This window comes from Acidobacteriota bacterium (genome assembly GCA_028874215.1).
Classification (GTDB): domain Bacteria; phylum Acidobacteriota; class UBA6911; order RPQK01; family JAJDTT01; genus JAJDTT01.
Window position 1 is genome coordinate 13,309 of sequence record JAPPLF010000072.1, and the last position, 12,839, is coordinate 26,147.

The window sequence follows — 12,839 nt, forward strand, 5'->3', positions numbered from 1 at the left end:
CTTATTCCTTGGAGATGGTCTCGTCCAGGTTCAGGATCAGGCTGGCCACTGTCGTGTATGAGGCCAGCTCCGCCAAGTCCAACTCCGGATTTCGGGCTCTCTCTCCCTGGCTCACCAGTTGGAGCGCCGCCTTTCGATCCTCTTCGTAATTTGACAGATGGTGGCGAAAGCTCTCCAGGAGGATCGCCTCTCTCCGGGCGTCGGGCCGCCGGCCCGTGGCCAGCCGGTAGGCGAATCCGATCCGTTCCTCGGGCGAGGCGCCCCCCTCCAGCATCATCCGCTGAGCCAGAAAGCGGGCGGCCTCCACGTAGGTCACGTCGTTCATCAGGTTCAAGGCCTGCAGCGGCGTGTTGGTCCGTGTCTCCAGCACCTCGCACGCCTCTCTGCCCGACGAATCGAACGTGAGCATGAAGGGAGGAGCGATCGTCCGCTTCCAGTAGGTGTAGAGGCTTCTCCGATAGAGGTCCTCGCCTTCACTCTGGTTGTAGAACTGTCCGCTGGTGAGCTCTTCCCACAGCCCGTCCGGCTGATACGGCTTCACGGACGGACCTCCATTTCTTTCCACCATCAGGCCGGACAGGAACAAAGCCTGGTCCCGAATCACTTCGGCCGGCAGGCGGAAGCGCGGGCCCCGGGCCAGCAGGCGATTCTGGGGGTCCTGCGACCGGAGTTCCGGAGCGGACTGGGAAGACTGCCGATAAGTGGCGCTCAAGACGATGGCCCGTTGGAACGCCTTCAGGTCCCAGCCTGAATCCATGAACTCGGTGGCCAGCCAGTCCAGCAGGAGGGGATGGGTGGGCCACTCTCCCTGGGAGCCGAAATTCTCCGCCGTCCGGACCAGGCCCTGCCCAAAATACATCTGCCAGAAACGGTTGACGGTGACGCGGGACGTCAATGGGTTGGCCGGGTCCACCAGCCAGCGGGCGAATTCCAGCCGATTGGCGGGCGCGCCGTTCCCGAGTCCCGAGAACAGGGCGGGGACGGCGGGACCGACCTTCTCCGTCGGGCTGTCGTAGGCTCCCCGGTCCAGGATGAAGGTCTCTCTGGGGTTGGTGCGCTCCTGCATCACCATGACGGTGGGAAAGCTCTGGACCAGCCGCTTTCGATCGGCCGCCAAGTCCAGGACCCTCCGCCAACTGTCCCGCATTTCCACCGGTGCGTACTGGTCCAAAAAGCCGAGGCGCAGCTTTTCGATCTGCCCCGGAGTCCTTTCGCCCCGCGGGATCCTGGCGATCTGGTCCAAGCTCCGGCTGGTGGCAAGGACGGCGACGCGCTCCGGAGGAAGGACGCCGCGGTAGATTCGAACGTCGTCGATCTGACCCCGGAACCGTTCCTCGGGACCGGCCGCGCCGATCCGCAACGGATCCTTGACGTAGAAGTTCTGGTTCATGAAGTCCAGCAGGACCCGGATCGGCGCCGGCCTGCCGTCGATGTAGATCCGGATGCCCCCGGCCTGGAACGAGGCGTCGTAGGTCGCGGCCACATGGCGCCATTCGCCGGGCTTCAGCGTCTCGACGGTCTCGACGCGCAGGGCGTCATCCAGCCAGCGCACGATCAGGTTCAACTGGAGCTTCCCGTCGCGCAAAAAGAGTCCGTAGCCGCGGGAGCCATGACCCTCTCCCTCGAACTCGGTCTGGGTCTTGGAGAGAATGGCGCCCTCGGTGGTCTCGGGCCGGACCCATGCCGCCAGGGTGAAGCGGTCGGTGACGCCGAAGGCGGCCACCGTGCCGGCGTCTACGTATCTCTTGTCGTCGAAGCTGGCCGCCGTCCCCATGGGACCCGGAACGAAGTGGGGCACTCCGTCCAGGAGACGGGCGACGGGCGGCTCTGCTCCCGGTGTCTCGGCCGTCAGGTGCCCGTCCAGGGAGTAGGCGACCTCCAGATCGTCGCGCAGAGTCCAGTTCACCAGGCTCGAGTTCGCGAGCGCTTCTTCCCACGATTTCTGGAGCCGGTCCAGTTCGGGTCCCTGCTCTTCGAATTTCTCTTTCGCCTCGGCCAGCTCCGCCTCCAACTCCTTCAACCGGCGCTGCTGAGCGTCCGTCGGCGCCTGGATGTAAGGGGGAGAGTTCCCGTACTTGAGCGCGCGCCCTTTCTCCGGGATGTTGTTGAAGTAGGCGAACATCTCGTAGAACTCGCGCTGCGAAAGCGGGTCGTACTTGTGATCGTGACACCGGGCGCAGCCCATGGTCAGCCCCAACCAGACGGTGGAGGTGGTTTCAACGCGATCCACCACGTATTCCACCCGGTATTCCTCGGGAATGATTCCGCCCTCGCCGTTGCCCCGGTGGTTGCGATTGAAGGCGCTGGCGATCCGCTGATCCAGTGTGGCGTCCGGCAGCATGTCGCCTGCGATCTGCTCGACGGTGAACTCGTCGAAGGGGAGGTTCCGGTTGAAGGCCTCGATCACCCAGTCGCGCCAGGGCCACATGGTGCGCTCGGCGTCGGTCTGGTAGCCGTTTGTGTCGGCGTAGCGGGCGGCGTCCAGCCAACGAATGGCCATGCGCTCGCCGTAGCGGGTGGAGTGGAGCAACCGGTCGACCGCCCGCTCGTAGGCGCCGTCGGTGGGGTCTTCCAAAAAGCGGTCCATGGCTTCCGGCTCAGGTGGAAAGCCGGTCAGGTCCAGCGAGACCCGGCGAAGCAGCGTGGCCGGATCGGCCTCGGGAGACGGCTTCAACCCGGCCGCATCCAGACGGGCCAGAACGAATCGGTCGATGGGATTCCGGACCCAGTCCGGGTCGCTGACACTCGGCGGTTCCGGCCGTCCGGGGGGATGGAACGACCAGTGGCTCTGCCACTCGGCCCCCTGCTCGATCCAGCTTCGCAGCAGATCTCTTTCCTGATCCGAGAGGGTTTTCCCCGAGTAGCTGGGGGGCATTCGGGTGACGCTGTCCACGGAATTCACCCGGCCGATGAGGCCGCTTCCTTCCGGGTCTCCGGGAACGATAGCGTAGCGCCCGCCCAGATCGGCCAGAGCGCCATCCCGCGTGTCCAGGCGCAAGGGACTCATGCGCTTGTTTTCGTCGGGCCCGTGACAGGCGAAGCACTTGTCAGAAAGTATCGGCCGGATGTCCCGGCTGAACTCGACCGTCGGATCCGGACGCCTCGCGGTCGAGCCTTCCGCCGCGGAAGCCGAAACGATCGCCAAGGCTATGACAAGTGGAATTGCGGATCTGGTAAACGCCATCGTTTTATCTGCCCGCGCCGAGCAACCGTGTGGATTCGCCACGCCCTCCTGGACGAATTAGTATCAAGAATACGCCCGCCGGGGCTTTTTTCGCAAGACCGGTATGCTAACCGATACTTCCGAAAAAGCCGCCGTGGTTCACGTTTCTGCGAAGCAAGACGTCACCCTGGGAGGGGGGAATTCTTGTCTCCGGACCGGAACCGCGGCTGACAAACCCCCGTTCCTGCCGCTCAGGGATAGATTCCCCGAAGCTGGGTGGCCCGGGCCACCCGCTGGATGGCCAGGACGTAGGCGGCCTGCCGGTGGTTGATCTGCGGGCCGTGAAGACTTTGGAGCCGGTCCAGCTCGGCCGAAACGTCGCGGTAGGCGGCCGTCATGACCCGCTTCAGTTCACGGTAGACCCTGTCCTCGTCCCAGAAAAAGGAGCCCAGGTCCTGCACCCATTCAAAGTACGACACGGTCACGCCGCCGGCATTGGCCAGCACGTCGGGGAGCACCGTCACGCCCCGGTCGTTCAGAATCTGATCCGCCTCGGGAGTCGTGGGGCCGTTGGCGGCCTCGACCACGATGCGGGCCTGAATCCGGTCGGCGTTGGCCTCGGTGATCTGGTCCTCGACGGCCGCCGGAATCAATATGTCGCAGGGTTGTTCCAGGAGCTGCTTCGGATCCACCCGGTCCCCGTCCGGATATTCGGCCGCCGTCGTATTTTTCTCTTTGAGCCGCATCAGCCGGGCCACGTCCAGCCCGTTCGAGTTGTAGACGCCTCCGCGGGAGTCGCAAACCGCCACGATCCGGGCGCCGGCCCGGGCGAAGAGGGAAGCGGCGAAGCTGCCGGCGTTTCCGAATCCCTGAATGGCAACGGTCTTGCCCTCCAGCGTCTCCCCGCGCTCCTTGAGCGCTTCTTCGGCGACGTAGAGGCATCCCCGCGACGTGGCGTCCAGACGTCCCAGGGAGCCGCCGATCTCGATGGGCTTGCCCGTGACCACGCCCGTGTCCGAGAAACCGCTCCGCATGGAGAGCGTGTCCATGAACCAGGCCATGATCTGGGGATTGGTGTTGACGTCGGGAGCCGGAATGTCCTTCTCCCGGCCCACGATGATGGAGATTTCGGAAGCATACCGGCGGGTCAGGTTCTCCAACTCTCCCAGGCTCATGTTGTGCGGGTCGCAGATGACGCCCCCCTTGGCCCCGCCGTACGGAATCCGCACCACGGCGGTCTTCCACGTCATCCACATGGCCAGGGCCCTCACCTCGTCGAGGGTCACCTCGGGTGAGAAACGAATGCCGCCCTTGGTGGGTCCCCGGGCCTGATTGTGCTGAACCCGGTAGCCTTCGAAGACCCGGATGGAACCGTCGTCCATGCAGACCGGAAACCGGACGGTCAGGTCGCGGTTGCAATGGCTCAGAATCTCCTTCAGATCGTCGTCCAGATCGGTCAGCTCGGCCGCTTCGAAGAATTGCTGACGCGCCACATCCCAGATGGTTCTTTCCATGGTGCTCCGTTGCCTCCTGTTCCGGTCTGGATCTCTCACCGCGTCGTTGAGCGTTTCACGAGACAGTTCTCATCGTCAGGCTTTTCAATTCATTCTATTGAAGTTTCCCAAACTCTGGCGGTGCCGGTCGGGTCTTCGCAGGAGTGCGCATCCAGAAACCGTGCGTTCCCGGTTTCGATCGGGAGCGCGCCGCGCAGCGGGATCAACTCGCCCGCGGTTGAGGCACGCCGACTACGAGGCGATGGTGGCTCGGAGACTGGACCGGCCAAGAACGTCCGGATTCACGACCCAGTCCGGGACCTTGCCCGACAGGACGTCGGCGACTTGCCGGGCCGCCGTGGTCTGCAACTCCAGGAGCGACTCCTGGGAATAGAAAGAGGCGTGGGGAGTGATGATGACCTTGGGATGGAGCACCACCGGGTCGTCCGGGTCCGGCGGTTCCTGGGGGAGCACGTCCAATCCGGCGCCTGCGATCTCACCCGCATCGAGCGCCTCCACCAACGCGGCCGTGTCCACCACGGCTCCCCTGGAGGTATTGATGAGGAAGGCCTCGGGACGCATCCGCCGAAAGGCGTCGCGGTTGAAGAGGTGGTGCGTCTCGTCGTTGAGCGGGACATGGATGGAGATGTAGTCGCTGACCTCCATCAGGCGGTCCAGCTTCATCGGCTCCGCGCCCTGCTCCCGTACCGTGGCGTCGTCCAGGTAGGGGTCGAAGGCCGCGATCTTGAGACCCAAGCCCCGGGCCTTGCGTCCCAGCGTGCGTCCGATCTTGCCGAATCCGACTATTCCCAAAGTCCGTCCGCGGATCCGGAAGATGGGCCGGCCCGGCGCCATTCCGTAGCGGCCTGCCTTGGCCTCCCGGTCGAAGAGGACGACCTTGCGGGCCGAGGCCAGAAGCAACGCCAGCGCCTGGTCGGTGACCTCTTCCAGGCAATAGGCGGGAACGTTGGTCACGATGACGCCTTGCTCCGTGGCGAACGGGATGTCGATGTTGTCCAGCCCGATCCCGTAGCGGGCGATGATCCGGCAGCGCGCGGCCTCCCGGATCGTCCGCGTCGACACCGCCTTCCAGCAGGTCAGGATGGCGTCGGCCCGGGGGGCCATCTCCACCAACTCGTCCTCTTCGCCGGTCGAAGCCACCATCAGAGAGGCTCCGATCCGCCCCAGGATCTCCTTTTCCGGATCGAGCGTCGGCCAGGCATAGTCCGTGACCAGGACACGCGGTCCCTGTCGTCCCTCGCTCATGTGCTGTCTCCTTCGACGGCTTTCTTCTCCAGCAGCCCGTTCAAAAAGCGGATGGCCGATTCGTCGTCCCACCGGGCGCTTCCCACGTGGCGAAACACGATCCGGCCCTCCCGGTCCAGAATGAAGGTGGCCGGAATCCCACGACTCTCGAAGACGGAGGGCTTTTCGTCGCTCGAGACATACATGGGCAGTTCCCACCCCTTCTCCTGGACGAACGGCTCGACCACGTCCGGCGGCTCGTCGGAGACCAGGAGAAACTTCACGTCCTCCTGCTGAAACTGTTCGTAGAGGCGCTGGATGCTGGGCATTTCGACCACGCACGGGCCGCACCACGTGGCCCAGAGATTGACGAAAAGCACCTTTCCCTCGAATGCGGCCAACGACGTCTCCTCCCCCTCCAGACCCTGGAGCTTCCACTCGAAGTCGGCGAGCGATCTCTCAACGGGTAACGGCGGCGGGGCCAGGCCTCCCGCTCGATCCCCCAAGTCGTCCAGGTCGCCCATCCGGTGTTTGACCTGGAGCATCATCAAAACGCCGGCGGCTGCGATCAGTGCCACCGTGAGTCCCACACCTGCCGCCAGACCAACGAAGAAGTGCCGGTTGAAGAAACTCATCAGCTTCCTCCTTTTCCGGTCAGCATAACAAATGCCCATGGGAGCGGAGCGGCGACTTTCTTGTCGCCGCAAGCGGCGGCTTTCCTGCCGCCGGGAGAGGCGACTTCTTAGTCGCCGAACTCTTAAGTGCGCAACCGGCGAGCACCCGACGAGACAGTCACCCATCACAACAGGATGCCCGTTTACACCATCGGGCTCCGCCACAGCGACCGTCCCACGAAAAACGGTCCCATCTGCTGCATGAACTCCGAGGTCTGCCGCGTCCGGCGCATTCGCTGGACCAAATGGGAGAGCGGATGCAGTTCCTTGCCCACCAGGCCGATGACGAACTCGTTGTCGTTGGTGTCGATCCCGTGGCAGGCCAGCCGGATGTCGTGGGCGAGATCCTGTTGTCCGTAGAGCCGGCCGACCCCGCCGTGTTCCCGCAGTATGCTCTGCTGCACGTTCTGCGGCTGGGCATTGAAGGCGCCGGTGCGGCGCAGGGGATACCAGATGGCCCATGGCCAATCCGGATTCAGGGCCGTGCGTTGAGGACGTCCGACGAGCCAGTCCTCGACGTCGGGCTCGTATCCGCTGGCGTAGCTCCTTCCCAGCATGGTGAACTCGGGCCGCAGCGTGAGGGAGCCGAAGGACCCGGAGTTGAGGAATGGACGCACCGCGGTGACGAAGTCGGCCGGATCCTCGGACATGGTCAGGAGTCCAACCCCTTGAGGGTGATTCAGATCCAGATAAAGCACGGCGGGCCTCAGGCCGCTCGCCTTGAGCTGTTCGATCAGGGGTCGCGTATCGCGGCAGCCGCTGAAAACGTGAAGCTGCATGAAGAGCCGCCGGTCGGTCGCATGCTCGTTTCCGTCCCGGTCGCGGCCGTGCTCCAGGACGTCGATCCGATGTTGTGGTTTCTGAGTGTCCATGAGCGCCATTCTACTCGATCGGCGAATGCACACCGATCCCGAGTCCCGGAACGAAAGAGCCTAGACTCCAAGTGTTGAGAGAAACCGGGGAGCGTTGACGATCTTGGTGCCGCGGTGTTCTCCGAGGGGCAACAGATGCCGCCGGTCACCCGTTACGAGAAAATCGGCAGCGGATTCGACCGCGCACGCCAGGATCTGGTTGTCGGCTTCGTTATTCACGATTACGTTTGGCAACTGTCGGGGCTCAATGATGGTTGCCGAATCGCCTAACATTGCAATCGCGCGGTCCGAAACTGTCTCCTTCCAACCGAACTTCCGCACCAATACTCCACGAACCTCATCCAAAATCAACGGGGAGAGGACCAATGCATACCGCCCTCGGCGGGCCAGATCGAGAACGAGACGCTCGTTTCCAGGAAAGTTCAGGCCGGAGACAATGACGTTGGTGTCCAGAACGACCCTCATGAGCGAGAAGCGGCTGTCTCGGCCCGAAACTCCTCAACCAGGAGCCCCACATCCTCTGGACCGATGCCCTTCTCCCTCGTCCGCCGTTCACCATACTGGAGCAACTGCCTCCATTCGCACTCCTCGATGTACCGGAGCAGTGCCGTTCGCAGAAGTGCGCTCCTGGTGCGGCCTTCCTGCTTCAAGATCTCGTCGACCCTGTCCGCCAACTCGGGCGGCAGCGAGAACGTAATGGTCCTGCTGGTTCTGGCCATATTGCCTCTAGCTGTGTGTTATCGAGTCTTACTCAAGTCTCCCATCCGACTTGGACGATTGTCAAAGTTCTCAGACTCCAGTCTACGCCATCGTCTCGTCCAACCTCCGGGCCCGGTCGACCTGCGCAGGCCGAACCAGCGGGAGCAGGAGGATGGGCACGATGATCATCAGGCCCGAGACCAGGAACGAGTGCTCGTAGGAAAAGACCTCGCGGACCGGTCCGGCCATCCAGTTCCCGATGACGTGACCCACGTTGGAGAGGGTCATGTAGGTGGTGAAGATGGTGGCTGCTGAACGGGTCCAGGTGATCCGCATGGAGAAAGAAAGGAAACTGACGCCGACCACCGCCCAAAGCGCCGGCGCTGCAATCAGGTAGAGGATCGTGAACCACGAGTCGGACCAGAGTCCGGGCAGGGCCCCGAAGAGCAAAGCCAGGAGAGCCGAGGCTCCCAAGCTGACACCCATGACGCGGCGGCGCCCGAAGCGGTCGGCCAGGAACCCGGCACCGATGGCTCCCAGGAATTCGGGAACCACAGCGTAGGATGAGACCAGGGAGACATCCACGAAGCTCCATCCCAACTGTTGCGTGTAGAGGGCCTTGGAAACGATCTCCGTCACGCCAAAGCCGATGGTCTTGACGAGCGCGAGGAGGGCGAAAACGTACATGGAGCTCAGGGCGAAGCCGTAACGCATGTCCCGAAGGACCTCCATGGGACTGCGGACGCTGGGAGCCTTCACGTCTTCGGAAGCTTGGCCCCGGCTCCAGGGAAAGCGCTTTTCCCCCGACCTCTCCAGCAGCAGCAGGGGCAGCAGCATGATGACCACCATGAAGGCGAACTGCACCAGGACCGCAGCCGGGATCCCCCAGTGGCTCATCACCACGGCCATGAGACCGGCGCCGACCCCCTTGCCCACCAGCTTGGAACCCCACATCAAGCCGTTGACCTGCCCATATTCGTTCCGGGGCAGGATGTCCACTGCCAAGGCATCGGTGGCGACGTCCTGCAGCGAGGCGAAGCAGTTGTGTATGAAGAACATCCAACCCAGGAACTGAAGGTCGCCCTCCAGGTTGCCCATGAGGAGCAGCCCCAGCATGGTGACGCCCATCATCAGTTCCGCACCGATGATCCAGGGGCGGCGCCGGCCCATGGAGCGGATGGTCACGGTGTCGATTAGCGGCGCCCAGACCAGCTTGAAGGTCCAGGGGACCAGGACGATGGCGGCCAGTTCACCGGCCCGAGCCTCGTTGACGCCTTGGGCGGTCAGGTACGAGATCAGGGCGATGGTCATGAACCCCCAGGGGAGCCCCTGGGCGGCATAGAGGCCGCATAAGGTTGCGATACGTTGCCAGCGGCTGTCGGCCATGGACATCAGCGATGGTTCTCCTTCGGCTTCAGGATCGAATAGTGAGCAATCAACAACAACACGGCGCCGGTCAGTCCGATGCAGCCTCCCACGTAAAAGGGAAGGGACGAGGAAAAATCAGGACTGTCAGGCGACTGCAGGTTCCTCATCACCGTGGCGAACAGAGTGGAGGCGAGCCCGCTCAGGGTGGTGGAGAACCCGATGGCTGGACCTCGCAACTCGATGGGCATGTGCTCGGTGATGTAGCCGGTCTGAGACCAGCGCATGAGTTGCCTCAGAAACTCGAACAGTGCGGTGAACAACACTACCCCGTAGACGTTGGGGGACAGACCGATGCCCAGGCTACTGGCGGCATACGCTCCCAGCACCGCCGCGGCCATGAGGGCGCCGGCCTTCTTCCCGGCGATGAGGATGATGAAAAGCCCGCCCAGGAACTGCATGCCGTAGCCGGCGGTGAGGAGCGTGGACCAGCCCTGGTCCACGGCGCCCACCTTCAGCGCGATTTCCTCGGCTTCGGCCCGGTACGGCAGGTAGATGTTGACGGTCTGGAATACGGGTCCGCCCATGAGGCTCAGGGGAATGACCATGGCCAGATACCGGGGCATGCGCAACAGGGAGAAATTGGTTTTCCAGTCTTCCTCCACGAGCTGGCGCCGAACCGGCCCCGCGTGTCTCGCCACGGTCCGGATCAGCAGGGCGCCTGCAACGCACAGGGCCGTATGAAACCAGAGTGTGGGAACGAAGTCTCCGGGAGATGGGTTCCCGTTGGACGTCCACGTCAGAATCGCCGCGCCCAAAGGGGCTCCCAGGAAGCTGCCTCCGCCGAGGGCAATCATCAGCAGGGCGTTGGCCCATCCCCGCTTGCCCGTAGCCGCGGTCTGGACGAAGGCCATGGCCCCGACCCATTGTGCGGCGGCCGTGATCCCGTACAGCAGTCCCGCAAAGGGGACCACCCAGTAGCCCGGAATGAAGATCAGCAGCAGACCCAGCCCGGCAAACCCGGCGACGCCGCTGGACCAGACGTCGCGCTCGTCGACTCGGGACGCCAGCAGGCCGGAGAGGGTGGAGCCTGCGATGAAGGCGACCAGCCAGTAGAAGCTGAAGGTTTCGTAGGCGTCCCTGGGATATTCGAGGGCGCTGAAATACAGCGGCGTGCTGTAGCGGATGAGCGCGTGGGACAGGTAGGTGGACAGCGCGATGCCGAACACCAGACCGAGTCGCGGAGTGCCTGCCCTGGCGTCGCCTGACTGCATCGCTCAGCTCACGACACCGAGTAGAAAGACAGGCCTCCCGGTACCGCCATCGGTGTGGCTGGCAGCGCCACGATTGTAGCCATGGACGCCCATCGTACCCATCAGATTCGTGCCTGGTAAGTGTAAAGCCGGAAATAACGGCCCTGCTGCCGGATCAACTCCTCGTGGCCGCCCCGTTCCACGATCTCGCCCGCCTCCACCACCAGGATCTGATGTGCTTGGCGAATGGTGCTGAGACGATGGGCGATGACGAAGGTGGTGCGTCCCCGCAACAGTCCGGCCAGGCTCTGTTGGATATAGAGTTCGCTTTCGGTGTCCAGATTGGAGGTGGCTTCGTCCAGGATCAGAATCCTGGGATCGGCCAAGAGGGCCCGGGCGATGGAGACCCGCTGGCGCTGGCCTCCCGAGAGCTTCACGCCCCGCTCTCCGATGAGGGTCTCGAGTCCCTGGTCGAATTGGTCGGTGAACTCCTTGACATGGGAGGCCCGCACGGCTTCCAGCAGCTCCTCCTCGCTGGCTTGGGGCCGGCCGAAGAGGATGTTCTCGCGGATGGTTCCCTCGTACAGGAAGTCGTCCTGAAGCACGACTCCCAGCCGGGACCGGTACGATTGCAGAGTCACCGTGGACAGGTCGCGGCCGTCAACCAGGACCCGGCCCTGGTCCGGCTTCAGGAAGGAGGCCGCCAGGCCGGCCAGCGTCGTCTTCCCCGATCCCGAGCTTCCCACCAACGCCGTCACGCTTCCGGCGGGAGCGTCGAAGCTCACTTCCTTCAACACCGGGTTCCCCGGCTCGTAGGAGAAGGTTACGTCTTGGAAGACGACATGGCCTTCCACCTCGTCCAGGACCACGGTCCGGCCCGGGTCGTCGTCTTCCCGGGCCGTGGTCAGGATTTCTTCGCTCCGGTCGAGACCGGCGAAGGCCTCGGTGATCTGGCTGCCGATGTTGCCCATCTGGACGATGGGTGCGATGAGGAATCCCAGGAAGAGGGTGAAGGAGACGAAGTCCCCCACCGTCATCTCGCCCTCCAGAATCATGGAGCTCCCCAGGCCCATGATCCCCACGCTGGCCAGTCCCAGAAGGAGCGTCGACGCGCTGGTGACCAGGCTGGTGGCGGTGAGGGACTTCCTGACGTTTTTGAAGATCCTCGCCACCCCCTTTTCGAAGACGCGGATCTCCTGGCGCTCGGCGCTGAACCCCTTGATGACCCGGATGCCGCCCAGGGATTCGGCGAGCCGGCCGGTGACGTCGGCGTTGATCTTGCCCCGCTCGCGGAAGATGGGCCGGATGTAACCGAAGGCCTTCAGCGAGATCAGTCCCAGGATGGTGAGGGGGACCAGGGTGTAAAGCGTCATCAGGACGCTGATCCTGAAGAGGAAGAAGAGGGAGCCGATGGCGGTCAGGACTCCGCCGAAGAGGTGGACGAGTCCCGTGCCGACCAGGTTCCGGACGCCCTCCACATCGGTCATGATCCGGGAGACCAGCTCGCCCGACTTGGTGTTGTCGAAGAACCGGATGGGGAGATTGATGATGTGGCGCTGGACCTGCGCCCGGAGCAGGGAAATCAGGTGCTGCGCCTCCACGCTCAGGAGCTTGGTGAGGAAGAAGGCGCTGAAGGCCTGAACCGCGATGGCCACCGTCACACCGGCCAGCAGCAGACGGAGCAACTCGACATCCCCTTTGCCGATCACGTCGTCGACGAGGAACTTGCTGGCGGCGGGCAGGGCGAGACCCGACAGCCGGTTCAGCAGGATCAGGGCCAGACCCAGCAGGAGCAGCTTGCGGCGCGGCCAGATGATCTTCCTGAAGGCGTAGCGGACGGTGGCGAGAGAAGGCTTCTTCCTGCTCTTTCGCGATCGCATAGAGAATCCGGCGGGAGAGACGGGGCACATCCCCGGGAAGCGGCCTCATTCTTACCGATTCGGGAAAGCTTTTCCAGGAGAGGGCTGGAGCGGAAGTTGCCCAACCGCCGAACTCGGAAAGGACAATTTTCCACCGAAGAACGGGCGATCGGAAATCGCCCCTCCTATGGGGCGGCGGTTTCCTAACCGCCGGAC

Annotated in this window: 10 protein-coding genes; all 10 read right to left on the reverse strand. The window is 63.7% G+C overall.

The window, feature by feature from the left end; genetic code table 11:
* Position 1 precedes the first annotated feature (1 nt).
* Positions 2–3,184 (reverse strand): DUF1553 domain-containing protein, encoded by a 3,183-nt coding sequence (locus tag OXT71_14505; protein ID MDE2927602.1) that lies wholly within the window; start codon positions 3,182–3,184, stop codon positions 2–4.
* 230 nt (positions 3,185–3,414) lie between these two features.
* Complete coding sequence (locus OXT71_14510) at positions 3,415–4,677, reverse strand: Glu/Leu/Phe/Val dehydrogenase (protein ID MDE2927603.1); 1,263 nt, start codon at positions 4,675–4,677, stop codon at positions 3,415–3,417.
* 231 nt (positions 4,678–4,908) lie between these two features.
* Positions 4,909–5,922 (reverse strand): C-terminal binding protein, encoded by a 1,014-nt coding sequence (locus OXT71_14515; protein ID MDE2927604.1) that lies wholly within the window; start codon positions 5,920–5,922, stop codon positions 4,909–4,911.
* The gene (locus OXT71_14520) at positions 5,919–6,536 is read right to left on the reverse strand and encodes a TlpA disulfide reductase family protein (GenBank protein ID MDE2927605.1); all 618 of its coding nucleotides are present in this window, start codon (positions 6,534–6,536) and stop codon (positions 5,919–5,921) included. The genes OXT71_14515 and OXT71_14520 overlap by 4 nt, the downstream gene beginning before the upstream one ends.
* A gap of 182 nt (positions 6,537–6,718) precedes the next feature.
* Positions 6,719–7,447, reverse strand: a complete 729-nt coding sequence (locus OXT71_14525) for a chlorite dismutase family protein (protein MDE2927606.1) — start codon at positions 7,445–7,447, stop codon at positions 6,719–6,721.
* 60 nt (positions 7,448–7,507) lie between these two features.
* Positions 7,508–7,912, reverse strand: coding sequence for a putative toxin-antitoxin system toxin component, PIN family (locus tag OXT71_14530; protein MDE2927607.1), 405 nt, complete (start codon positions 7,910–7,912; stop codon positions 7,508–7,510).
* Positions 7,909–8,166 carry a ribbon-helix-helix domain-containing protein gene (locus OXT71_14535; protein MDE2927608.1) on the reverse strand — a complete coding sequence of 86 codons (258 nt, stop codon included), beginning with the start codon at positions 8,164–8,166 and terminating at the stop codon, positions 7,909–7,911. The genes OXT71_14530 and OXT71_14535 overlap by 4 nt, the downstream gene beginning before the upstream one ends.
* A gap of 82 nt (positions 8,167–8,248) precedes the next feature.
* A complete protein-coding gene (locus tag OXT71_14540; GenBank protein ID MDE2927609.1) occupies positions 8,249–9,538 on the reverse strand; it encodes an MFS transporter in 1,290 nt (429 codons plus the stop codon).
* Entirely contained in the window at positions 9,538–10,785 is a 1,248-nt protein-coding gene (locus OXT71_14545; GenBank protein MDE2927610.1) for an MFS transporter, read from the reverse strand. Before OXT71_14545 ends, OXT71_14540 begins: the two co-directional genes overlap by 1 nt.
* 101 nt (positions 10,786–10,886) lie before the next feature.
* Positions 10,887–12,644, reverse strand: a complete 1,758-nt coding sequence (locus OXT71_14550; GenBank protein MDE2927611.1) for an ABC transporter ATP-binding protein — start codon at positions 12,642–12,644, stop codon at positions 10,887–10,889.
* Positions 12,645–12,839 lie beyond the last annotated feature (195 nt).